Source organism: Streptomyces sp. DSM 116795, assembly GCF_055792905.1.
Genome location: NZ_CM147707.1, coordinates 2,166,887 through 2,191,315 on the forward strand (window position 1 = coordinate 2,166,887; position 24,429 = coordinate 2,191,315).

Consider the following 24,429-nt stretch of genomic DNA (forward strand, 5'->3'; position numbering starts at 1 on the left):
CGCCGGACCTCGCCCGGTCACGACCCATGATTCCGGAAGACCAGAGCTATGACTGAGGAACCCGACACCGATCCCCGTAACGGGACGGACAGCACTCCGGTCCCTGCCTCCGGCGCGGAGCCGGAAGCCTCGAAGGACACCGCGCCCGAGAAGCGGTCCGAGGACCACGACGGACCGGTGAGCGAGGCCGAAGCCCTGCGATCCCTGAGCGGAGCAGCGAGCCCGGACGACGCCGAACGGACGGAGGCACAGCAGGCCGGCGCCATCGCCGACCTCATAGCCGAGCGGCTGAATGCCGATGCCTCCGGTACCCGGATCGGCACACTCGCGCTGTTCAACGACACGGTGAGCTTCGGGGGCGGCTTCAACGCCGGACACGGACGGGATCACCGGCCGGCTCCCCTGGGCGGATCCGACACACTGCCTCTGGAAGAGGGCGAACTCACCGAGTACACCAGCCTTTTCGTCCACCCCCACGGCTACGACGACGCCCTGAACGCCCTCCGCGAGCAGCACCTACTCGTCCTCACGGGCGTGCCGGGAAGCGGACGCGAAGCGACCGCTGTGAACCTGCTGGCAGAGGCCATGGCACTGGACGGTGCCGACGGCGGCGGTTGCCACCGGATCACCGATCCCGCTGTCGTACTCAAGCCCGGCTTCGAACCACCTGCCAAGGATTGCGGTTATCTCGCTGTACTCGACGACGGGCCCGACGGAGTACGGGAGTTGACCGGCCCGCCGGTGGGGCGGGGGGCATTCGACCGCGGAGCATCGGGGGCGGGTGGCGGTATCAGACAACTGGCGAACGTGGCCTCGGCGTTCAGGGCGGCGGGTTGCCATCTGGTGCTGACGGGCGGTCACGACCTCGCGGTTGCTCTGTCCGGTGCCGGCACCGGATCGGTCGCCCGCCGTGAACTCGCGCCTGTCGACCCGGTGTCCGTGGTCGAGCAGCGGGTGCTGGGCCACGGCTCGGGCCCGGAGACCGAGGCCGGTGTTCGACGGATGCTGGAGGCCACCGGAGTTTCGAACGCACTGCGGGAACGGCCCGCAGCGAGACATGCGGCGGATCTGGCGTCACTGATCAACTCTGGTGGAGACGTGGCCGCGGCCGTGGCCGCGCTCCGGGACCCCAGCGATCAGGTGCGCACTTGGTTCGATCAGCACCGGGGCCCGGAAGCACTCGCCTTCGCGCTGTCCGCCGCGGTGCTGGAGGGCGGGAGCTATCTCACTGTCGCGGATGCCGCCGTGAAACTCTGCAATGCCTTCCTGCCTCCCGAATCCGCACCCCCGGATCTGCGTTTCCGGGACCGTCTCGCCTATGAACAGCGGTGGTTACGGCTGGAGAGCACCGCCGCCGAAGCAGGCGGCTCCGCCTCATCGCCTCGGGTCCGGTTCCGCAGCGCACTACTCGGCCACGTGGTCCTCGCCTACGCGTGGACCACTCTCGACGGCCGCCGGGACGTCCTTCTCGACTGGCTGCGGCGGCTGCTGACCCACAAGGACCTCGAGGTCCGAGCGAGAGCATCGGTCGCGGCGGGTGTCCTCGTATGGGCCGACCACCACTACGCCGTCCACCGCTTCCTCAAGACCTGGGCGATCAGTACATCCTGGCCGCTGCGCCAGGCTGCGGCCACGGCACTCGGCGTTGCAGGGAACCGGTCCGAATCGGCCGGGGACGTCTGGGAGTTGCTGAGCGAGTGGGCACGGAGCGGCACCTCCGCGAACCAGCGGCGGCTCGCGGGCACGGCGGCGAACGCGGCCGGCGGAATCCTCGGCCGCGACCGCCCCGACCGGGCGGTGTCCGTGCTGCGCAAAGCACTGGATCAGGGAGACGACTGGGGCACCCTGCCATCGGTCGCCTGGGGCGGCGTTCATCTCATCCATCAGGGACGGGCAGAGGCGCTTCTGGACGCCTACCTCGAATGGTCAAGGCGGCAGGATCTCTCCCCCCTGGTCGTCAAGTCGCTGTCGGCGTTCGTCTTCGCCGTGTCACGTCCCTGCGATCAGCCCACCGACGCGCTCGCCGAAGGCAAACGCAACGTCGTACCTGAAGTGCCGCTGCTGCTGAGTGACCTTCCACGGAACATCGAGCGGCTCTCGGAGCTGTGGGCCCGCGCACTGGCCCGACGCCCCGTTCAGAATGCGGCGATCGACGCGCTGCGCCAGTGGGTCACCGAGTACATGGACAAGGTCCCCGGCTCTGTCGAAACAGTCGGGCGGATCGTCCTCGAGGTCGCTCGCAAACCGGGAAAACACCGCGAACGGCTGTTGTGGTGGCTGAACAAGTGGGCCGGCGACCGCGACCAACCTTCCAGGAACGCGGCGGAGTTGCTCCGCCTGCTGGAGTCGGCGTCCTGACGAGCCGACGCGTGCGGCGCCGGCATGTACGGACGCGTACGGGCGGCAGCCAGGTCATGAAGCGGAGAGAAAGAGGCAGGGCGAATGGGGAGGGACCCGTGGGGCAGCAGACGTACGACCCGATTGTGAGCAGCGAAGAACTCTCCATGTGGCGGCTGACGAAGCCGCTGCGCCCGCCGGGGCCCGGCCGTGCGCTCGTCCTCGACCGCGGCAGCGGTCCTTCGCTGACGGTCCACAACGGCGAGGCGATCGACTCCCCGCATTTCGGCCTCTACCACCGTGCGTACACAGTCGACTTGGGTGAGCACCGGCTCATTCTCGACTTCCCCTTGTTGAGCCGGGACCCGGGGTTCTCCTTCCGCAGCCGGGTCGATCTGGTGTGCCGCGTTGTGAACCCGGCGGAAGTGGTCGCGCGCGGCATCCGCGACATGAGCGACGCGCTGTACGGCCCTCTGCGCAGGACGCTGCGTGGCGTCGCCCGCAACTACGACATCGCCGAATTCCACGAGGCGGAGAGAGCCCTGAACGACGCCCTGTCGGGCCTCACCGGCGACGACGCCGTCCGGTTGCGCTCCGTCCAGGTGGAGCTCCTCGTCGATGAGGACGAAGTCGCCACCAGCGGACGGGAGTTCAGAAACATCCAGCGCGAGACCCGGCTGGAGGGAATGCGCCGCAGACGGCATCTCGACATGATCAGCGAGGAAGGCATCGACGGTCTCATTGCCGGCGTCATGGAACGGGAGGGCCCCCGCGCCGCCCTCGCCTGGATCGAGAAGGCCGAGGCAGAGAAGCGGGAAGTCCGACGCGAAGTCAGACGGATGGTCCTGGAGCGGGGCGACGCAGACCGGGAACCCTTCGAGCAGGCGGAACTTGAACGGGCGGTCGTGGAAGAGGCATTCCGCGACGGCGACGGGCTCTTCGGGTCGGCACCGCGCCGGGGACGGCTGCGCGGCACGGCAGCCAGGTCGCTGGAGCCGGCTCCCATGGAGGAGGCGGAAGCGGGACGCGGCGACGAAGCGAGTGGACCCGCGCTTCATACGCCGCCGAAGGGCGAGCATGAACCGCTGAAGGGCGAGGTCATGCGGGAGAAGGACGCGGCCAGACCGGCACCGCGGATCTCCGGACTGCGCGGCGTCGATACAGCGGCACCGTCCGCACCGCCCCCGGACGAGCCGCTGCCGTCCCCGCACGAGACTCCGCCGGCGCGCGTCTCCCGTATCGGTGGAGCCGCGTCCCAGACAGGACCGCCCGATGCCGGGAAACCACCTGGCCGGTCGAGGAAGCCGGACGAGCCCGGGAACCAGCGTGTGAGCCGTGTGCGCGGCACGGCAAAGAAGCGACAGGAAGACGGAACCCCCGGCGAGCGAGGCGGCAACGGGGAGCGCCGATGACGCATCCCGGCCCAGAGTCGCTCGGAACGGCATCGCCAGATCAGCCCCCGGTACCAGCCGCGCCGGAATCTCCGACGTCCTCGGCCGCGGACTCCGGTAAGGGTCCGGACCCGCTCGCAGGGCCCGCCCAGGCCGTGGCCCCGGACCCCGCACACCAGGTCTGGAGCGAAAGCGTCGAGGGCCTGCAGGCACTCTCCGTGTGGACGGAGAGGGTGGCGGCCCGGGGCGAGGACGCGGAACCCTTCGTCGCCCATCACTTGAAGAGCAAGCAGGGGCTCCTCGCGGTGTTCGACGGCTCGGGCGGCTCGGGAGCCGCATCGGTCTGGCAGTCCCCGGACGGCGCGTCCCACACAGGAGCGTGGGTCGGGTCCCGGGCCGCGCGCATGGCGACGGACTACTGGTTCCACGCCGTGGCCACGGGGGGAGAGAGCGACGACGGGCCGGGAACCCTTCACGAGTACCTGCGGTACTTCCTCTCCAAGGCGCCGCAGCGCACGAGCAAGATCGGGGGCACGATGCGCCGCCAGCTCCCCACCACCCTCGCCGCCGTCCATTACCGGTGGACGGGAGCGGGTTCGGAGTGCCACCTGAGACCTCTGTGGGCCGGTGACTCACGCGCTTACCTTCTGACGCCCGTGCGGGGACTTCAGGTCCTCACCCGGGACCACACACCCGAGAGTGACGCGCTCGAACTGCTGCGCACCGATCCACCGATGACCAACACGGTATGTGCGGACAGGGAGTTCGAGATCGACTCCGGCTGCTTGCCGATCGATCCGCCGTTCGTGCTCGTCGTCGCGACGGACGGCTTCTTCGGCTACGTCAACACGCCGTCCGAGTTCGAATACCTGCTCCTGGACACCCTCGACCGGGCGCGCTATGTGAGCGAGTGGGCCGATCTGATCCGCCGCGGAGTCCAGGAGTACACGGCGGACGATGCCTCTCTCGCCATCGTGTGCATCGGTCGTAGGGAGTTCGCCGACGTGCGAGAGGCCTTCCGCGGCCGTCTCCACGAGCTGGAACGACACCTTGCCGGTGCCCGGCCGGAGCAGGCGGAGGCCCGGTCACCCTCCACCTCACCGGATGACGAGAGCCGGGCCGCCCTGCACGCCCGGATGCGTGCCTGGCAGGACGAGACGTGGGACAACTACCGCGCCAGCTATGAGCAGTTCATGCCGCAACCGCCCCAGGAGCACCCATGAAGCTAGGCGATGTGATCGGCGGCTACGAGATCACGAGTGAGCCGACGAACGCCGGCGGCGGCAAGTGCATGTGGGCCTTCGCCGAGAAGGACGGCGCCCAGTTCTTCCTCAAGAGGTTCCTCGAACCCAAGCGGCCCCGTGACGACGCGGCCGACACGAAGAGTGTGCGGATCCGCAGGCAGTCGGCGCGGGAGTTCGAGGAACGTCATCTGGCGATCATGGAAAAGCTGGACCCGGCTGCGCCCGGTGGGGGCAACCTCGTACTGGCCAGGGGCTTCTTCCACGAAGGCAGCACGTACTACAAGGTCACCGAGCGGATCGACACGTCGAGCATCGAGAAGCCGCAAGACCTCGAACCCCACGAGAAGAGAGTGCTTCTCAGGACCCTGGCGCTCAGCCTCAAGCAGCTCCACGCCATCGACATCGTGCACGGAGACCTCAAGCCGCAGAACGTACTGGTACAGAAGCGCGACGGCGCGGCCTTCCATTCCGCGAAGTTGATCGACTTCGACGACTCCTACATGTCGGGCAGTCCGCCTGAACCGGAGGCCATCGCGGGCGACTCGCTCTACGGAGCACCCGAATGGCGCCGGTACTTGCAACGCGCGGAAGATGCCGGCCCCAAGTCGCTGACGTGCGCCGTCGACGTCTTCGCTCTGGGCCTGATGACCCACCTCTACCTCACGGGAGAACTCCCTTACCACGACGACCGCTACGACTCACCGGCCGACGCCGTCAACGCCGGCCAGTCACTGCAGTTCCACACGGCGCTCTCGGACTCGATGGCGAACATGCTGCGTGCGATGGCTTCCCCGTCACCGAGGATGCGTCCCCGCATCGCGACGTTCCTGAAGATGCTGTCCGACGCGAAGGTGTGCGCACTTCATCACAGCAGACCGGGGGCCGCCGCCCGCTCCGCGTCCGCTGCGGAACCGGCCTCGGACGGAAGTGGCGCGGCACCGGCCACGCGTGCCAGTCGGGTCCGCACGAATCTCAAGTCGCCGGGACGGTCCGGCCCCGGACCGAAGTCCCCGGACGGACCGCTTCCGGAGGAGTCACCCGCATCGGAGCGCTCCGCGTCACCGGAGCGCGAAACCCCCGCGGAGCCGCCGGGACGGCGCCCCTCCCGCGTACGGATCAATCTGGGGGACCGCAACCGCCGCGCCTGACCTCTGGCATTCACCGCACACAGCAGAAGGAGATCCCTATGAGTGCCCTCGAGAAGTACCAAGGCAACCTTCAGTACGCCGTGGACATCGTCCTGTGCATCGACGCCACAGCCAGCATGTCCCCCGTACTGGAGACCGTGAAGTCGAGTGCGCTCCAGTTCCATGAGCGTCTTGACGAGGTGATGGGAAAGAAGGGCAAGGCGATCAGCCAGCTACGGCTGAAGGTCATCGCCTTCCGAGACTTCGGCGACGACCCGTCGGACGCGATCGAGCAGACCGATTTCCTTCAACTCCCGTCGCAATCCAGGGATTTCCGGGACTTCGTGCAGGAGATCACGGCCTCCGGCGGCGGGGACATCCCCGAATCCGGCTTGGAAGCACTTGCTCTGGCCGTCAACTCGCCGTGGGAGAAGGGGCTGGACCGCAGGCGTCACGTCATCGTGATGTTCACCGATGCCCCTGCCCATCCCCTGGGAACGGTCGGAGCGAAGGCGCAGACCTACCCCAAGAACATTCCGCACAGCATCGACGACCTCTTCGAACAGTGGGGTTACGCCAGGAGCCAGACGGCCGTGATGGAGCAGTCGGCGAAGCGGCTGGTGCTCTTCGCTCCGGAGACGAATCCGTGGTCGGAGCCGATCGCCGAAGAGTGGGACCTCACCCTCCACTTCGCCTCCAAGGCAGGGGAAGGCCTCGAAGAGTTCGAGATGGACGAGATCATCGAAACGATCGCGAACAGCCTGTGAGAGTACTGAGCTGGGCGGACTTCAGACTCGAATGCACCGAAGGCGGCGTACTGGTTTTCCGGTGGACCGGCTTCGGCTCGCAGGACGTGGCCGTCGAGCACTGCATTTCGGCGTCGCTCCAGGCGTGGGACTCCACCGTCGGCAGCCGCCAGTTGGTCTTCGTCTTCAAGCAGTCCGAGGGCCCGGCCCAGTGCTTCCTGGTGACGCGGGTGGCCGTACCCGAGCAGGACCTGATCGCGGCGGAGGACCTTCTCGCTTTCCTGCGCCAGACCCACGCAGTGCCGGAACGCGCCGCCGAGCCGCAGTCCGAGGACGCGGAGCAGGAATCCGAGGATGCCGAGCTGGAGCGTGTACCGCTGGGCTCACCGGAGTGGATCGCCGCTCCCGCGAGCCCCGCATCCGAGGGTCTCTTCAAGTACGTGATGGCCGGCATCTCGGCGGACGAGGGCTGACGGCTCGGTCTGTCCGGATTCCGCGAGCGAACCGAGGCAATCGGTCCACCTGACGGGGAGAGGAATCGTAGTAAGTGGCGTCATCAGCCAACTGGCAGTGCACGGACTGCGACACGTACAACGATCCAGCCGAGAAGTCCTGCACAGCCTGCGAAAGCCGACGGCCTCCGGCCAAGCCGGGCGGCCGGGAGACGTCCGGCCACAAGCCCGCACCGCCGCGCAAGCGCTCCTCCGCCCCGGCCGCCAAACGCCCGGCCGCCCCGGCCGCCAAGCGGGCGGAAGCGCGGCCGGCCGGGGCCTGGCGCTGTGCCAGGTGCGACACCAACAACAGCCGCGACGACCTCTCCTGCATGGCCTGCGGTACGAAGTGGAAAGCCGCCACCAAGAAGCCGGCGACTGCCAAGGGCGGGGCCACGGCGAAGAAGTCCGCATCTGCGAGCGGCGGACCCAAGAAGCCCACTCCGAAAAAGTCCACGTCCAAGGGGACGACGTCCCGTCACGGCCCCACCGGCACTGGATCCGCCCGTTCGGCCCCGAAGCCGCCGCGGCCGTCGCCTTCCACCAGTTCTCGTCCCACCCGCCCGGGGAGCACGACGACGGGTGGAACGCCCTCGCGTGAGGGGGTCTTCTATCCCTCGGCGGGTTCCTCGGGCTACACACCCGCCGCCCCGAAACCGAAGCCGGCTCCACCCCCTCCGCCCCCTCCGCCCCCTCCGCCATTCCGGCCCTCTCTCCCTGTCTCCACGGGAAATTCCCCCTCGAACCAGACACGCGGCTGCGTTTCAGGCTGCGCGATCCTCCTCTTCGCGTGGCTCCTTCTCGGCGTCCTCACGAGGGGATGCGATGGGACGGGCGCCTCGGACGCCGGAGCCCCGGACTCAGGAGAATCCGAGACGGCAAGCACCTGCCCCGACCGCATCGCAGATGTACTGCCCGACGGCGAGGGGTCCGAGCTCGTGGAGGCCTACACGACGACGGAGCACCGAATCGTCCTCTGCCGCACCGCAACCGACGAGCTCTACTACTTCGGCGAGTGGAAGGACGAGCGGGAGAAGGGGATCCCGATGCCCGCGGAGGAGACCGTCGACGGCTACGAGGCTCACAACGACGAGTACGACTACGTGATCAGTGACGACGTCGTCAGCATCTACGAGAACGACGCCCTGTCCAAGGAGTACGACCTCAAGCCTGACCCGTCCCCCACGTGAGTCACCCCTTGGCGCTCGTCGAGCCCTGTCCGGTTCCGGGCCGCTGCGGCACGGAACCGCGGGACCGCAGGCCTCATGAGCGGTGAACCGCTCGGCCGACGGGGAGGGCGGGCTGGGCGCGCCGCACGAAGAGGACGAACATGCCCTGCCCCGTAGGCAGTTGCCCGTAAGGGTCCGCGAGGCGAGCGGACAGAGCCGTGCCGGGCCCCGGCTGCCCGTCCCCGGGCGGTCAAGGTGACGCCCCGCCACCCTGGCCCCCGCGTGTGATCACGCGTTTCCAACGCTTACGCACAATCGTCACCGAAGGCACATTGCCCGGCAGGGCGCGGCGCGGAAGTGTGTTCCCACAGCCGGATCACGGGCTGCCGTGCAGGCAGCCGTCCTGTTGCGAAGGAGCCCACCATGGCGGGAGCGGACGGGGAGGCCGGCGGGACCGGCGTCCATGGCAACGGCGCCCACGGCGGCGACGGCCCCGGCCCCAAGGAGCACGGCAGGCGCAGGTTCCTGACCTATCTGCTGGCGGCACCGACCCTGGCGGTGGCCACGAGCGTCGGCTCGGAGTCCGCCGCCCCCTCGAAGGCGCAGGCCGCTGTGCCGTCTCCTCCGGCGCCGGCCGACATCCTCGATCTCGGTGACGTCCTCATCCTCGCCGCCAAGCCGACGTCCGGCCTGCTCGTGCTGAAGATCGACGAAGAGGGCACGGTGCACTTCCGGCTGCCGCGCGAGGAGGTCGGCCAGGGCCTGACCACCGCCGTGGCGATGCTCGTCGCGGAGGAGCTGGACACCCCACTGGCGAACGTACGGGTCCAACTCGACGACGCACGGCCCGAGTTGCTGTTCAACCAGCTCACGGGCAGCTCCAATTCGATCCGGTCGCTCTACGGACCCGTACGGCACACCGCGGCCGCCGCCCGCGCCCGCATGGTCGCGACGGCGGCCCGCAAGTGGGACGTGAAGCCGGAGGATCTGTCCGTACGCGAGGGCGTGGTCGTGGGCCCGGGCGGCCGCAAGGCCTCCTACGCCTCGCTCACTTCCGCGGCGGCCGGTGAGCGCACCGAGGAGCTGAGCGGCGAACTGACGGCGACGAAGCCGGAGTCGGACCACTCACTGGTCGGTGTGCCCACCTCCCGCATCGACGCGCGCGCGATCGTGACCGGGCAGCAGGAGTACACCCTCGACCTGGACGTTCCCGGTGCGAAGCCCGCCATGGTGCGCCGGCCGCCGACGCTGAACGGCACGGTGAAGTCGGTGCGCAACGAGGCCCGCGTACGGGGCATGCCCGGCGTGCTCGACGTCGTCGTCGTCGAGACCGGCGTCGCCGTCGTCGCCGAGACCTTCGGGCAGGCGCTCGACGGCAAGGACGCCCTGGAGGTCGACTGGGGCAAGGGCACCGTCGACGGTCTGTCAGACGACGGCATACGCAAGAAGCTCCGCGCCGCCACCCCGCCCCTCGTCGTGCCTCCGGTGCTGACGGACCACACCGACGCCGAGTTCGACTTCGCCTTCGTCAGTCACGCACCGCTGGAGTCGAACTCCGCGGTCGCGGACGTACGAGGCGACCACGCGACGGTCTGGTCCGGGCTGAAGTCACCGATCGTGGCGCAGCAGACCATCGCCGCCGAGCTGGGGCTGCCGCAGGAGAAGGTGACCGTCCATGTCGTCCAGGGCGGCGGCTCGTTCGGGCGGCGGCTCTTCTTCGACGCGGCGCTGGAAGCGGCCCGTATCTCGAAGAAGAGCCGGCGTCCGGTGCGGCTGATGTGGTCCCGCATCGACGACATGCGGCACGGGCGGATGCGTCCCGCCACACACCACAAGATCCGTGCGACGCACTCCCTGGGCAACGTGATCAGCTTCGAGCACAGGGTCGCCGCCGTCGAGACCGACTTCCGGCACGGGCTGGGCGAGATCCTCACCGCGAACGCCTCGAAGCTGCCCGTCGCCGGGAACGCCACGCTCGCGCAGTCGCTCTTCCTGACGACGGTGAAGTCCCCGTACAACTTCGGCGTCACGACGCAGCTGCTCAACGAGGTGCCGCTGCGGATGCCCACGGCCTCGTGGCGGTCGGTCTACTCGGCGAACACGCGTGGCGCCGAGGAGATCGTCGTCGACGAGCTGGCGAAGAAGATGGACAAGGACCCGGTCGAATTCCGACGTTCGTTCCTCAAGTCCGCGCGTCAGCGGGCGGTTCTGGACAAGGTCGCCGAGGACGGCGAGTGGGGCCGGAAGCTGCCCGAGGGCTTCGCGCAGGGCGTCGGCTTCCACGAGGAGTACAAGTCCCGTACGGCGTGCCTCGTCGAGATCGACGCCCGCGACCCGAAGGAACCCCGGGTGACGAAGGCCGTCATCGCGGTCGACGTCGGCAAGCCCGTCAATCCGCGCGGTCTGGAGGCGCAGATGCTCGGCGGCCTGACGGACGCGATCTCCACGACCCTGCGTGCCGGTCTCCACATCGAGGACGGGCTGCCGCTGGAGGGCAGCTATTCGCAGTTCCACTACGCGCGGCAGAACGACAGCCCGCGGGACGTGGCCGTCCATGTGATGCCCGCCGAGGAGGGCGCGGAGCCGGGGGGCGCCGGCGAGCTGGGCGTTCCCGCGGCGGTCGGCGCGATCGCCAACGCCTATGCCCGTGCGACCGGGACCCGGCCGCGTTCCTTCCCCGTGAACTTCGACGTCGACTTCGACCCCTTCCCGCGTTGAGGAGCCCGAGTTGCCCACCCACACTTTCTCCGTCAACGGCAAGAGCGTCACGGTCGACGCCCCCGACGACATGCCCCTGCTGTGGGTGCTGCGCGACATGCTCGGCGTGCGCGGCCCGAAGTACGGGTGCGGCATCGACGTGTGCAAGGCCTGCACCAGCCACCTCGACGGGCGGGCCGTGAACCCTTGCGTCGTGCCCGTGTCCGAAGCCGACGGCGGTGACGTCACGACGATCGAGGGCCTCGCCGACGGCGACAGGCTGCACCCGGTGCAGGAGGCGTGGCTGGAAGAAGACGTCGCCCAGTGCGGCTACTGCCAGCCCGGCCAGATCATGGCCGCCGTCGCCCTGCTCCGTGAGACGAAGAACCCCTCGGACGAGGACATCGACGCGATCGCGAACGTCTGCCGCTGCGGCACGTACTTCCGCATACGGGAGGCGATCAAGAAGGCGGCGTCGATGATGAGGTAGTTGTGGGTGGTTGTGCGCCGGTGTGCAAACGGTGCGGTGGGGCTGATGTGTGGGTGCGGTGACGTGAGTAACGCGGCCGCCCCCGTACGGCGCTGAGGGAATGCGGGCACCGGAATTCCCGGCGGCATCTCGCCTGATCGTCCTGGTCTCCTTGATCCCCTTGAACTCCGTACGCCTGCTGCCGTACCGCTTCTTCTCCTTGGACGAGACTCCTGCGACAAGACGCCGATTCCGCGTCGGATAGGGACCGATCCCGTGAGCGACACCCAACCCATGCCCAGGCAGCCGTACCACCAGCACGGGCAGGGCGGACCCCCGCCCGGCCCGGCCTACCGGCAGGGCGGGCCGCCTCCCGGACCCGGACCCGGCCCTCATGGTCATGGCGGCCCGCCTCCCGGACCCGGTCCGCAGGGCCCGCCTCCGCCCCCTGACTACGGGTACGGGCAGCGGCCCCCGGAGCCCCCGGCTCCGCGCCGGGAGCGCCGTCAGCGCGACGGCGAGGGCGCGCAGCGCGCGGCTCTGGTCATCCACACGATCGCCGACATCGCAGCCGTGATCCTGGGTCTGTGGATCATGCTGTACCTGCTGGAGGCGAACCAGGCGAATCCGTTCGTGGACTTCGTGAAGGGCTCCGCAGACTGGCTCGCCGCGTGGGCGCAGGACATCTTCACGATGGAGAGCGAAGGCCTGCGCGTCTTCTTCAACTACGGCCTGCCCGCGCTGATCTACCTCCTCATAGGGCACGGCATTTCGGCGCGGGTCCGCCGGCTCTGACGAGATCACGGGGTTCCGGCTCCGCATCACGGGGCTCACACGGAATTCCGCACGGAGAAGAAGTGAGCACGGAGCGCGGACTCTGCGACGAAGCCGTCCGCGGCCTGTGAAGCAGGCCGCGGACGGCACGACGCGAGTTCGCGATCGCCAACGACGCGCCCCCTGCCCGGCGTCCGCTGTGACGCCGGGCAGGGGGCGCGTCGCGTACGGGCGGCGCCACGGGCACGCAGGGGGCAGCGGCGGCCCGCGTACGCGCCCGGGCGGCGGCGCCCCACCATGGGCCCGGAAGGCACCCCGCGCGGGCACGTACGCGGCGGAGCCGGAGACGGATGACCCGGGGTCACCCGGGAGCCGGTGCCGGGCCCGGGCCGACCTCGCCCGGGGCCGCCCCGGGGACCAGGGCGGGGGCCGGCCGGGCCGGACCTTCTGTGAACGGCAATCGCGGGCCCAATTCCCGGTAATGCACCTGGCTTTACGTAGCACCCACTCTCTTTGTTACCAACTCATGACAGTCGCTCTGAGTCACATTACTGATTCGTAGAATGCGCGCCGGCCCTGCTTCTCGCTCTCACGGACTTCACGCTGGTCATGGCGCGACTGCCATATCCGCTGCCGTGTGCACGGATTGACCGGCCGGTGAAGATGACGCGCCGGATGGAACCGGACCGGGACGCCTACACAAGCGGAGGACGTCGCCCCGCAGCGCCTGATTCAGCGGTTCATTCATGAGTTGAAAGCGGTTGGAATGCCCTGCTGAGACTGCGGAAGAACACGCACCGTCCACTCCCGGCTACAGGGATTCCGCGAATTCCACCAGGCCCGCACATCCACCGGAGAACCGAATGCTGCACCTCTGTAACAGCACGTCAAATCAGGACCAACCCCTCAGGTGATTCGGACATAACGGTATTTATCTCACCACTGAGGCATCCTTCAGGGGTCGTTGAGGCCGTTCAGGAAGAAGCAGCGGGCGATCAGTGCACAAAGGCGTCACCCACTATTTGAATAAAGTCGGTCCCGGGTGACACTGTGAAGCGAAAGCCGTCCCCGAGAGGTAACCCCATGGTGTCAGCCAAACGAGCCGTCGCCCGTGCCGTATACGGTTCGCGTTACGCGAGCGTTCCGTGGGAACAGCGCGTCTACGTCAGGCCGGGCGAACGAATATTCAGGGAGCTGCAGTGGCGGATGCTGCTGCGCAAGTCGCCGGTGATATCGCTCGATGAATACCGGTCGCGCGTCAAGCTCGGCGCGATCGAGGAGTTCATCACCTGCCACATGTGCGGCGAGTCCCGGCAACAGCCGCTCTACAAGCCGACCAAGGTGAAGAAGAACGGCAAGACCGCATGGCAGTACAACGTCGTGCGCTGCCCGTCCTGCGGGTTCCTGTACCGCAACCCCAACGTCCTGCCCGAGCGCCTCGGCGACCTATACTCCAAGAACTACAGCAGCTTCCTGACCGGCAATTACGCCGCGAACAGGCAGCGTCGCTACCGCCAGGCCATGGACGCGTTCAAGCCGGTCTTCGAGGAGGGCGACAAGCGGCGGCTGCTCGACTTCGGCTGTGGCGCAGGCCTCTTCCTGGAGCTGGCCGAGGAGCGCGGCTTCGACGCTCAGGGCGTGGATCTCTCGCCGGACTCCGTCAAGGAGGCCAACGAGCGCCTGACGTCCGCCACGGCCCACTTCGGTGCCCCCGAGGACGTGCCCGAGATCGCGGCGGGCGGCTTCGACGTCGTCACCCTGTGGTCGGTGCTGGCCCATCTGCCGCGCCCCGTCGACGACTTCACCAACTTCCGCAACCTGCTGGCGCCCGGCGGCGTGCTGATGATCCTCACCGTCAACGCGGACTCGCTGCTGCGGAAGGCGTTCGGCTCCAAGTGGAACGGGTTCACCCGTAACCATCTGATGTTCTACTCGCGGGAGACCATGCCCAAGCTGCTCCGCCAGGCGGGCTTCGCGGGAGTGGCCTTCGAGCCGTTCTACGGCGACTCCATCGAGGCCGGAACGACGAGGCTCAGCGACAAGCACAGCCGGCGCCTGCAGGAGTCCGTCCTCGCATCGGACGGCGGCAACATGCTGCGGGCCCTCGCGTTCGCCGACGAGGAAGCGATCAAGCGCTGGGGCGACGGACGCCCGGTGCACCGGCTGGGCTGAGACCAGACCGGGGAACCGCGAACGAGATCCGCACTGCGCCGGCCGGCGCGGAAACCGACCGGGACGGTCCGCCGTCCCTCGGCCTCCGCGCCGGCCGGTGTCTTCTTGAACGGGCGCCGGTGCGCCCTCCGGTGGGTGGCCCCTCCGGTGGCCGGGCCGCTGTCTACCGGCCCCGGCGGCGGGTCTCCGGCAGCGGCGGTTCCTCCTCCGGAACCGCGCCCTCCGACGGCTGCTCCCCTGCCGCCCCGGGCAGCTCGTCCAGCGCGTCGTCCGGCACGTCGTCCGGCGAGATCGCGCCGGGCGCCGGACCCTCCGGAACGGCCGCCTCCGGCGGAAGTGAGTAGTCCGCCGGTACGGGCACGTCCGAGCCGGACGCCTCGGGCAGGGACTTCTTCCCATCGCCCTTGGCGGCCTTGACTGCCTTACCCTTACCGGCCTTGCCTGACCTGCCGCCGTTGCCGCCGCTGCCGCCGTCCGTCTCGCGCGGCCCTTCCAGGAAGCGCAGCAGCTCGACGGGGAACGGCAGCACGAGCGTGGAGTTCTTCTCCGTGGCCACGGAGGCGACAGTCTGCAGCAGCCGCAGCTGCAGAGCCGCCGGAGTCTCCGACATCTGCTCGGCGGCCTGTGCGAGCTTCTTCGACGCCTCCAGCTCCGCGTCCGCGTTGATGACACGCGCGCGCCTGTCGCGCTGTGCCTCGGCCTGCCGCGCCATCGAGCGCTTCATCGTCTCGGGCAGCGACACGTCCTTGATCTCGACGCGGTCGACGGTAACGCCCCACTCCACGGCGGGGCTGTCGATCATCAGCTCAAGGCCCTGGTTGAGCTTCTCGCGGTCGGACAGCAGGTCGTCGAGTTCGCTCTTGCCGATGATGGAACGCAGCGAGGTCTGTGCCATCTGGGAGACCGCGAAGCGGTAGTCCTCGACGCGGATGATCGCGTCGGCGGGCTGGACGACCTTGAAGTAGACGACCGCGTCCACGCGCACCGTGACGTTGTCCCGGGTGATGCCCTCCTGCGCCGGCACCGGCAGCGTGATGATCTGCATGTTGACCTTCTGCAGCCGGTCGACGCCGGGCACGATCATCGTGAAGCCCGGCTCCTTGAGGCCGGACTGCAGCCGTCCGAGCCGGAAGACCAGGCCCCGTTCGTACTGCCGGACCACGCGTGCTGCCGCCATCGCGTACAGGGCGAACGCGATCACGAGCCCTACGATCACCTCGACGACCATCACGGCCTCCTGCACTGCCGTACAAGCCCGGCATTCAGGGAGAGAACCTCTGTCAACGGTAGCTCCGCGCGGACCGGCGGTCGAGAGATGTGCCGGTACCCGGTGTACGGGGCCGGACCGCCCGGCGAGCCGGACCCGCGGCCCGTGTCACGGCGAGTACCGGATCACTCACAAAACGCGACCGCTTCCGAATTACCCGAGATCCACTGGAAACAAGCCTGTACAACGCCTACTGCAACGTTGTAATAAAGGTGCCGCAACGCTTCCCGTCCCTTCCAGCAGCCTCCGGCAGCCAGGCACGAACACCGGGAGGATCCATGCGCATCCACACCCTCGAAGGCCCGTCCCGGCGCACCGTTGCCCGGCGAGGGCTCCGCCGCACTCGCATCGTCGCCCTCGTCGGCCTCGTCGGACTGTCCGTCTCGCTCACCGCCTGTACGGGGCAGGGAGCGAGCGGAAGCGGCTCGGACGACGCAGCGCAGGCGAACGGCAAGGTCACGCTCAAGTTCTGGAACGGCCTCACCGGCGGCGACCGGAAGACGATCGACAAGCTGATAGGCGAGTTCAACGACTCGCAGAAGAAGGTCAGGGTCAAGTCGGTCCCCATGCCCTGGGACGTCTTCTACCAGAAGCTGCTGACCAGCGTCAGCTCCGGCAGCGGGCCCGACATCGTCGCGATGGACGCCGGCCAGATACCCAAGTACGCCGACAAGGGCGTCCTGGCTCCCCTCGACGACTTCTACAGCTCGAAGAAGCACATGGACACCTCGAAGCTGGTGCCCGCCGCCGTGGACAGCTCGAAGTTCGAAGGCAAGAACTACGGCGTCCCGCTCAACATGGCGACGCTGATGCTGTTCTGGAACAAAACCATGTTCAAGGAGGCGGGCCTCGACCCGGACAAACCACCGGAGACCCGGGAGGAGTTCGCGAAGATGGCCCCGAAGCTGACCAAGGACACGGACAAGGACGGCAAGCCCGACCAGTACGCGATCGCCCTCGCCGACCACGAAACGGTCCCGATGTACCCCGTACTGCTCTGGCAGGGCGGCGGCGACGTGGTCAGCGAGGACGGCGAGAAGGCCACGCTGGACGACCCGAAGACCCTCGACGCCCTCAAGTACTGGGTGAAGCAGGTGCGTTCGGAGCGCGTCTCCCCGATCGGGCTGGGCGGCGCCGACGCCGACAAGCTCTTCCAGACGCAGAAGGCCGCCATGCAGATCGTCGGCCCCTGGGCGACCACGTCCTTCTCGGAGGCGGGCGTGAAGTACGGCGTCACCCGGCCGTTCAAGGGCCCCGAAGGTCAGCAGACGCTGAGCGGGGTCACCTCCTTCGGGGTGAGCGCGAAGGCGAGCCCGCAGACCAAGAAGGCGGCCTACGAGTTCTTCTCCTTCTGGAACAGCAAGGAGTCGCAGGTGAAGCTCTCCGAAGGCACCGGCTTCCCGCCGGACCGCACCGACGTCGGACCCGAGGAGCTCAAGGCCAATCCGCATGCGGCCGCGTTCGGCGCCCCCGACGTCACCAAGAGCGCCCGGCCCTACCTGCCAGGCCTGGTCAACGGTCCGACGATCTCCGACCAGATCTTCTACCCCGCCCTCCAGCGTGCGCTGAACGGCAAGGGCAGCGTCGAGTCGGTCTTCAAGAAGGCCGACGCGAGCGTGCAGGCGCAGCTCGACAAGCAGAAGTAGGCAGAAGCAGCGGACGCGGCCGGGCGGTTGGCGCCGGCACCGCCCGGCCGGTCACCGCACCCAGGGAGGCAGACATGCGAACGGCAGCCGATCCAGCGGCCGTCCCGCGCGCCGCCCGCAACACGGATGCTGCCGTACGGTCCCGGACCGGCCGCTCCGCGCGGCGCCGCGGCCCCACCCAGCGCAGACGGCAGGCGCGCGCGGCCTGGCTGTTCCTGGCACCGAGCCTTGCCGCGCTGACCGTGTTCGTCGTCTGGCCGATGATCCAGGCGGCGTACCTGTCGTTCACGGACTACAACCTGATGCAGGCGGCGCACTGGACCGGCCTGGCCAACTACCGCCGGCTGCTCGCTGATCCGGAGGCGTGGAACGCCCTGGAGAACACCCTGCTGTACGCCGTCGTCAGTACACCCGTCGGCGTGGTGCTCGCCCTCGCCCTGGCTCTCTTCCTCAACCGGGCGATGGTTCTGCGCGGGTTCCTGCGCACCGCGGTCTTCCTGCCGTTCGTCGTCTCGCTCGGCGTCGTGTCGATCGCCTGGGCCTTCCTCCTCGACCCCAACATCGGCCTCCTGACCGACTGGTTGTCGGCGGTGGGGATCTCCACCGAGCAGGGCTGGCTGGAGGACCCCGCCTACGCGATGGCCGCCGTGATCGCCGTCGGGGTCTGGAAGAACCTCGGCTTCTACATGGTGATGTACCTCGCCGGCCTGCAGTCGATACCGCCCGAACTCCACGACGCCGCTCGCGTGGACGGGGCGAACGCCTGGCAGCGGCTGCGCAGCATCACCTGGCCGCTGCTGGCCAACCAGACCATGCTCATCACGATGATGGCGGCCATCGGCACCCTCCAGGCCTTCGACCAGATCTACGTGATGACACACGGCGGCCCCTTCTTCCAGACCGAGACCCTGGTGGTCTTCACCTACCGGGTGGGCTTCGAGCGCAACGAGTTCGGCTACGCGGCAGCCGTCTCATGGGTGCTGCTGGTGCTGGTCTTCGTGCTGTCGATGCTTCAGTTCGGCTACTTCCGCAAGCGGGCGGTGACCCTGTGACGACAACCTTGCGCAACCCCCGTACGGATGACGCCGGGCCCCCGCGCCGGCCTGGCCAGGCCCGCCGGACCCGCCAGACCCGCAACCTCGTGACGGCCTGGCGCATCACGACGGTACTGGCGTCGCTGGCCATCGCCATGGCCGTACTGCTGCCGCTGATCTGGATGGTGCTGGCCTCGCTCCGGCCCGAGCAGGACATCGTCGCCGGCCCGCCGACGCTGTGGCCGCGGTCGTTCACCATCGAGCACTACTTCGACATCTGGAAGGAACTCCCCTTCGCGACGCTGTACCGGAACACGATCGTCTTCGCCGGCGCGGTCACCGTCATCTCGCTGCTGTTCGACTCGATGGCGGCCTACGCGCTGGCCAGGCTCGACTTCCGAGGACGCGAGGCGGTCTTCGTCATCATCCTGATCATGCTGATGCTGCCGTTCCAGATCACGCTCGTCCCGCTGTACGACCTGCTGAACAACCTCGGCCTGGTCAACAGCTTCACCGGATTGATCGTCCCGCGAGCGACCAACGCCTTCGGCATCTTCTTCCTCCGGCAGTTCTTCCTCTCGCTGCCGAAGGACCTGGAGGAGGCGGCGCGTATCGACGGCGCCTCGGAGTGGCGCATCTACTGGCGCGTGGTGCTGCCCCTGGCCCGTCCCGCACTGCTGACGCTGGGCCTCTTCCACTTCCAGTTCAACTGGAACGACCTGCTCTGGCCGCTGATCATGACCTCGGACACCGGCAGGGCCACGCTGCCCGCCGGGCTTTCACTGTTCATGGGGCAGCACGTCACCCAGTACGGGCTGCTCATGGCCGGAGCCGTGCTCTCCCTGCTGCCGGTGATCGTGCTCTTCCTGCTGATCCAGCGCAGTTTCGTGCAGGGCATCGCGACCACGGGTCTCAAATGACGGACAGGAGGCGGGAGTTGTGACCGGACCGCGCTGGTTCGAGGACGGACGGCTCCACTTCGCCGTCGGCATCGAGAACACCTTCGTACCGCAGGAGGCCCCGGGGCACCGCAGGCTCGACGAGTACGAGCTCACCCAGCACTACGAGCAGTGGCGCGAAGACCTCGACCGCGCCGCCGACGCCGGGGCCGGGCTGATCCGCTGGGGCATCCCCTGGTATCTCGTCGAACCGGAGCCGGGACGCTTCCGCTGGGAGTGGCTCGACGAGGTCGTCGCGCACCTGGACCGGCTCGGTCTGCGGTGCGTCGTCGACCTGATGCACTACGGGACGCCGCTCTGGCTCCACAACCAGTTCCTGAACGCGGCCTACCCGGAACGCGTGGCCGGCTATGCGGGTGCCGTCGCGGAGCGCTACCGCGGCATCCTGCAGGACTACACGCCGCTGAACGAACCCGTCATCAACGCCGTCTACTGCGGCGAGCAGGGCAGCTGGCCCCCGTATCTGCGCGGCGACGACGGCTTCGTGAAGCTCATCGTCCAACTCGCCCGCGGCATGGTGCTCACGCAGCAGCGGATCGCACAGGTGCAGCCCGAAGCGGTGTTCGTCCACGTGGACGCCGGGTTCCGCTGGGCCGGGGACCACCATCCCGCGCCCAGGGAGCACCTTGAGGAGAGGCGCTTCCTCGGCCTGGACCTCGTACTCGGCAGAGTCGCCGAACACCATCCCATGTACGCCTACCTCACCGAACACGGCGTGACCGACGAGGAGTTGAGGTGGTTCCACGACAACGCGGTCACGCCCGACGTGATCGGCGTGAACTACTACCCGGCCTTCAGCACCGTTCGCCACGACCCGGGCACCGGCACCCCGCACCCCGTCGAAGCGGGCACGGAGGGCCTCACCGAGCTGCTCCACACGTACGCCGCCCGCTACGGCCGGTCGCTGTTCCTCACCGAGACCAGCCGCGGCGGCCCGGCCGCCGAACGGCTCGCGTGGCTGGAGGAGAGCGTGGCTGCCGTACGCGGACTCCGCGCGGACGGCATGGACCTCGTCGGCTACACGTGGTTCCCCTTCTTCGCCCTCGTCGACTGGCTCTACCGGGAGTCGTACGAACCGCCCGACCACTGGCTGGTCCAGATGGGCCTCTACGACCTGCAACGCGACGCGGGCAACATCCTGCGCCGCAACGCCACCCCGCTCGTGGCCCGCTTCCGCGAACTGGCGCGGACGGAGGCGGACTGAACGGGGCGGCGCTGCCCGCTACTTCGCGATCATCACCGTCACTTCGCGATCATCAACGCCAGTGACCGGCCGCCCAGCTCGTACTCCGTGCCCTTGCCGCCGACCCGGGTCTCAGAGCCGGGCTCGGCGATCTGGTCGTCGCCCTCCGACGGGCTGCCCGTGTCGGTGACGCGGTGCCACTCCTTGCCCTCCCCGGGCGAGGGCAGCGTGAACTTCACGGCTTCGGGCGACCCGTTGTAGGCGACGTACAGCCCGTCCGCCGGGTCCTCGAACTCCGTGCCGTCGATCCGCCAGGCCAGCGCGTGGTTGGACGCGCCGTTCCAGTACGCCTCATCGGGGGCCGCACCGGCCGGTGTGAACCAGTCGAGCTGCCCCATGCCGTTGCCGTTGGCGTCTCCGCCCGCGTAGAAGTCCGCGGGCCGCAACGCCGGGTGCGCCTTGCGGAATTCGAGCATCCGCTGCGTGTACGTACGGAAGGTGCGCTGGTCGGAGCTGGGCTCGTGGTCCAGCCAGTTCGCGGAGTTGTCCAGGTTGTAGGGGTTGTTGTTGCAGCGGGTGCTGCGCAGGACCTCGTCGCCGCCGGTCATCATCGGCGTGCCGGCGGAGAGCATGAGGAAGGCGAAACCATTGCGGGCGGCCTGCCGCTGGGCTCCGGCCTCGCCGCCCTGGTCCCAGGAGATGTTGTCGTCCGAGCCGCCGTCGGAGGGCCCGTACGGCCAGGTCTGGTCGTTCCGCTTCTCGTTGCAGGCGTAGAGGTCGCGCTGGGTGAATCCGTCGTGCGCGACCATGAAGTTGACGGAGTTGAAGGGGCGCCGCCCGTCGTCCCCGTAGAGGTCGGAGGAGCCGGCGAAGCGAGTGGCGAGCTGCCCCGGCGTGACTTCGTCCTCCGGCTTGTTCTGGTCGGTGCGCAGAGTGTCGCGGTACTTGCCGTTCCACTCGGACCAGCCCGCGGGGAAATTGCCGATCTGGTAGGTGCCCTCGCCCAGCGCCCACGGTTCGGCGATCCAGTCGGTGCCTTCGCCGCCGTCGGGCCCGCGCGCGGGCATCTCATCGGTGATGCGGTTCAGCGCGGTATCCGGGTCGGTGGCGCTGTACTTGAAGCAGCCGTGCTCGCAGGTGTTGCCGAGCACGGGGGCGAGGTCGTGCCGGAAGCCGTCGACGCCGAGTACGTCCTTCCAGTAGGCGAGGGAGTCCACGATGAGGTTCTGCGCGACGGGGTTGTAGGTGTTGAAGTTGCCGCCGACTCCCGTGTTGTCCACGGGTTCCTGCCGGTCGTCGGTCAGGGAGTAGTACGTCGGGTTGTCCAGGCCGCGGTAGGAGTGGACGCCGTAGGTGTTCTTGTCCCCTTCCTTCCAGGGGCCGCCCTCGCCGGTGTGGTTGTAGACCACGTCGGCGATGACCTTGATTCCGGCGTCGTGGTACGCCTTGACCATGGCGCGGAACTCGCGTGTGGGGCCGCCGGGTGAGTCGTCCGCGGCGTAACGGCGGTCGGGCGCGAAGAAGTTGTCGGTGACGTAGCCCCAGTAGTTGTCGTCGGCGCTGCTGCCGGGGTCAGCGTCGTTCGCGTCGTTCTGGGCCTCCTGCATGGGCAGGAACTCCACGGCGGTCACGCCGAGTTCGGCCAGCTCCCCGGCCTTGGCCGCCGCACCCTTGTATGTGCCGCGCTCGTCGGCGGGGATGCTGCTGTCGTTCTTCGTCAGGCCGCGCAGATGCGCTTCGTAGACGATGTCGTCCTTGAGCGCGCGCTGCGGCTTCTCGCCCGTACCTCCGTCGCCGGCGCTGGTCTGTGGGAGCACGATGCCCTTCGGCGCCTGCGGGCCGCTGTCCTCGGTGCGGTGCCCGGGCCCTGAGCCGTAGACGCCCTTGTCGGTCATCCCCTCGCGCAGCGGGTCGTGGCTCACTTCGCGGGCGTACGGATCGAGGAGCAGCTTGTTCGGGTTGAACCGGTTGCCCTCGCCGTCCACGTCGGAGACGAAGCCCGCCTCCGAACCCTTCGTCCAGTCCTCGTCGTAGGGCCAGTTGGGGCCCCAGGCGCGGTAGCCGTAGTAGACGGTGCCGTCGATGCCGTACTTGTCGCTCAGCTCGCGGGCGCTCACCGTGGCGGTCCACGTCCCGTCGGAGCCCTCCTCCTTCTTCAGCGGAAGGCTGCCGTTCTCCTCGGCGCCCGTGGGCTTCGCGTAGAGCGCGACGACCATCCGCGTCGCGGCTGAGGAGTGCACCCGGAAGGTGATGTTCTCGGCAGCGGCGTCGTAGTGGGCACCGAGGGTGGTCTGTGCGTTCTCCGCCTTCTCCCCGGCGGCGAGGGCGCGTTGGCCGTCGGCGGGCGGGAGACCGAGTACGGCGGCGAGCAGGGCGAGAACGAGGCCCGCCAGCACGGCGAGGAGAGGTGCCCTGTGGCGGGCCGCGGCAGGCGGCCACCACGCCGGGACGGACAACACGAGCGGGATGCGCGTACGCACAACGGCTCCTTCACGTCGGTCGGAAGGGCCGCACGCGCCAGCAGCCGGACTCGATTCCCGTCTGCGGGCGGGAACTTGAAGGGAACGTAACGGCGCCGCGCAGGACTGTAAAGACTTCCCGCAACATTCAGGAACACCTTGCGGTGTGCCGTCTGCCCAACAGCGCCTACTCGCGGGGGTGTTGGCGGGGTGAAGCGCAAGTAGCCCTGGGTGACGGCGCGCTATCCTTCACTATTTCTTCACAGCACCGTTTCACATCCGTCCCGCATTGGTGTTCGAGGCAATGGAAAGCTTCGCAGCGGCCGATCACCCTTCGGCCGGTGCCGTGCTGCGACCCCCACATTGCGCACGCGGCGCCACATCCTCGGGGAGAGGACGCCAACGTGGACTTCATACGTTCCGCAGCGCGCCGCAGAACGCTCGGCGCACTCGCCGGCACCGCGCTCATAGCCGCCGTCGTACAGATTCCCGCCTCCGCGGGCACGGCCACCGCACCGGACAAGTCCTCCGCACGGGCCGCCGGCGCGCAGTCCGCATTCAGCGCCGCCGAAGACGACGACTACTACAAGGACGCCGAGGGCAAGACCGGCGAAGAGCTCAAGACCGCGCTGAACGGCATCATCAGCAAGGACGTCACCACACTCTCGTACGACGAGGTCTGGGACGCGCTCAAGCAGACCGACCAGGACCCGGACAACACCGGCAACGTCATCCTGCTCTACAGCGGCAAGTCCGTCTCCAAGGACTCCAACGGCGGCGGCGAAGACCAGTGGAACCGTGAGCACACCTGGGCCAAGTCCCACGGCGACTTCGGCACGGCCAACGGCCCCGGTACGGACGTCCACCATCTGCGCCCGACGAACGTGAAGGTCAACAGCATCCGCGGGAGCAAGGACTTCGACAAGGGCGGCGAGGAAGTCGAGGGCGCGCCGGGCAGCTTCACCGACGAAGACTCCTTCGAGCCGCGCGACGAGGTCAAGGGCGACGTCGCCCGCATGATCCTCTACATGGACGTGCGCTACGAGGGCGAGGGCGAGTTCCCCGACCTGGAAGCCAACGACGACGTCAACAACGGTTCCAAGCCCAATCACGGGCGGCTGTCCGTCCTCAAGGAGTGGAACGAGGCGGACCCGCCCGACAAGTTCGAGCAGAACCGCAACCAGGTCATCTTCGACAAGATCCAGAAGAACCGGAACCCGTTCATCGACCACCCGGAGTGGGTGGCGGAGATCTACAAGTAGAC

Annotated in this window: 17 protein-coding genes and 1 pseudogene; 16 read left to right on the forward strand and 2 right to left on the reverse strand. The window is 68.5% G+C overall.

What is annotated here, in order from left to right; genetic code table 11:
• The first annotated feature begins 48 nt into the window (after positions 1 to 48).
• From ACSMXX_RS09105 to ACSMXX_RS09155, 11 genes and pseudogenes are all read left to right on the forward strand, one after another.
• Positions 49 to 2,358 carry a hypothetical protein gene (locus ACSMXX_RS09105; RefSeq protein WP_473183526.1) on the forward strand — a complete coding sequence of 770 codons (2,310 nt, stop codon included), beginning with the start codon at positions 49 to 51 and terminating at the stop codon, positions 2,356 to 2,358.
• Positions 2,359 to 2,456: 98 nt separating this feature from the next.
• Positions 2,457 to 3,749: a hypothetical protein gene (locus ACSMXX_RS09110; RefSeq protein ID WP_473183527.1), complete on the forward strand. Its 1,293-nt coding sequence runs from the start codon at positions 2,457 to 2,459 to the stop codon at positions 3,747 to 3,749.
• 134 nt (positions 3,750 to 3,883) lie between these two features.
• Entirely contained in the window at positions 3,884 to 4,951 is a 1,068-nt protein-coding gene (locus tag ACSMXX_RS09115; RefSeq protein WP_473183528.1) for a serine/threonine protein phosphatase, read from the forward strand.
• Positions 4,948 to 6,120 carry a protein kinase domain-containing protein gene (locus ACSMXX_RS09120; RefSeq protein ID WP_473183529.1) on the forward strand — a complete coding sequence of 391 codons (1,173 nt, stop codon included), beginning with the start codon at positions 4,948 to 4,950 and terminating at the stop codon, positions 6,118 to 6,120. Before ACSMXX_RS09115 ends, ACSMXX_RS09120 begins: the two co-directional genes overlap by 4 nt.
• 38 nt (positions 6,121 to 6,158) lie before the next feature.
• Positions 6,159 to 6,866: a vWA domain-containing protein gene (locus ACSMXX_RS09125; protein ID WP_473183530.1), complete on the forward strand. Its 708-nt coding sequence runs from the start codon at positions 6,159 to 6,161 to the stop codon at positions 6,864 to 6,866.
• Positions 6,863 to 7,318 (forward strand): hypothetical protein, encoded by a 456-nt coding sequence (locus tag ACSMXX_RS09130; RefSeq protein WP_473183531.1) that lies wholly within the window; start codon positions 6,863 to 6,865, stop codon positions 7,316 to 7,318. The genes ACSMXX_RS09125 and ACSMXX_RS09130 overlap by 4 nt, the downstream gene beginning before the upstream one ends.
• A gap of 956 nt (positions 7,319 to 8,274) precedes the next feature.
• Complete coding sequence (locus tag ACSMXX_RS09135) at positions 8,275 to 8,526, forward strand: hypothetical protein (protein WP_473183532.1); 252 nt, start codon at positions 8,275 to 8,277, stop codon at positions 8,524 to 8,526.
• A gap of 402 nt (positions 8,527 to 8,928) precedes the next feature.
• The gene (locus ACSMXX_RS09140; protein WP_473183533.1) at positions 8,929 to 11,223 is read left to right on the forward strand and encodes a xanthine dehydrogenase family protein molybdopterin-binding subunit; all 2,295 of its coding nucleotides are present in this window, start codon (positions 8,929 to 8,931) and stop codon (positions 11,221 to 11,223) included.
• Between the two features lie 10 nt (positions 11,224 to 11,233).
• A complete protein-coding gene (locus ACSMXX_RS09145) occupies positions 11,234 to 11,692 on the forward strand; it encodes a (2Fe-2S)-binding protein (RefSeq protein WP_473183534.1) in 459 nt (152 codons plus the stop codon).
• A gap of 483 nt (positions 11,693 to 12,175) precedes the next feature.
• Positions 12,176 to 12,466 (forward strand): annotated as a pseudogene (locus ACSMXX_RS09150) (hypothetical protein); the annotation flags it as partial.
• A gap of 1,062 nt (positions 12,467 to 13,528) precedes the next feature.
• The gene (locus tag ACSMXX_RS09155; RefSeq protein WP_473183535.1) at positions 13,529 to 14,617 is read left to right on the forward strand and encodes a class I SAM-dependent methyltransferase; all 1,089 of its coding nucleotides are present in this window, start codon (positions 13,529 to 13,531) and stop codon (positions 14,615 to 14,617) included.
• A gap of 163 nt (positions 14,618 to 14,780) precedes the next feature.
• Here ACSMXX_RS09155 and ACSMXX_RS09160 read toward each other — a convergent pair whose 3' ends face one another.
• On the reverse strand, positions 14,781 to 15,845 hold the full coding sequence (locus ACSMXX_RS09160) for a slipin family protein (RefSeq protein ID WP_473183536.1): 1,065 nt from the start codon (positions 15,843 to 15,845) through the stop codon (positions 14,781 to 14,783).
• A 317-nt stretch (positions 15,846 to 16,162) separates the two neighbouring features.
• Between ACSMXX_RS09160 and ACSMXX_RS09165 the strand changes: the two genes are divergently transcribed.
• The 4 genes from ACSMXX_RS09165 (at position 16,163) to ACSMXX_RS09180 (ending at position 20,727) form a co-directional block, all read left to right on the forward strand.
• Positions 16,163 to 17,530, forward strand: a complete 1,368-nt coding sequence (locus ACSMXX_RS09165; RefSeq protein WP_473183537.1) for an ABC transporter substrate-binding protein — start codon at positions 16,163 to 16,165, stop codon at positions 17,528 to 17,530.
• A 74-nt stretch (positions 17,531 to 17,604) separates the two neighbouring features.
• Positions 17,605 to 18,582, forward strand: a complete 978-nt coding sequence (locus tag ACSMXX_RS09170; RefSeq protein ID WP_473183538.1) for a carbohydrate ABC transporter permease — start codon at positions 17,605 to 17,607, stop codon at positions 18,580 to 18,582.
• A complete protein-coding gene (locus ACSMXX_RS09175; RefSeq protein ID WP_473183539.1) occupies positions 18,579 to 19,484 on the forward strand; it encodes a carbohydrate ABC transporter permease in 906 nt (301 codons plus the stop codon). Before ACSMXX_RS09170 ends, ACSMXX_RS09175 begins: the two co-directional genes overlap by 4 nt.
• A gap of 19 nt (positions 19,485 to 19,503) precedes the next feature.
• Complete coding sequence (locus tag ACSMXX_RS09180) at positions 19,504 to 20,727, forward strand: family 1 glycosylhydrolase (RefSeq protein ID WP_473183540.1); 1,224 nt, start codon at positions 19,504 to 19,506, stop codon at positions 20,725 to 20,727.
• 38 nt (positions 20,728 to 20,765) lie between these two features.
• On the opposite strand, the gene ACSMXX_RS09185 is transcribed toward ACSMXX_RS09180, so the two are convergent.
• Positions 20,766 to 23,186, reverse strand: a complete 2,421-nt coding sequence (locus tag ACSMXX_RS09185) for a glycogen debranching protein (RefSeq protein ID WP_473183541.1) — start codon at positions 23,184 to 23,186, stop codon at positions 20,766 to 20,768.
• A 383-nt stretch (positions 23,187 to 23,569) separates the two neighbouring features.
• Between ACSMXX_RS09185 and ACSMXX_RS09190 the strand changes: the two genes are divergently transcribed.
• Positions 23,570 to 24,427, forward strand: a complete 858-nt coding sequence (locus ACSMXX_RS09190; protein WP_473183542.1) for an endonuclease I family protein — start codon at positions 23,570 to 23,572, stop codon at positions 24,425 to 24,427.
• Positions 24,428 to 24,429: the final 2 nt, after the last annotated feature.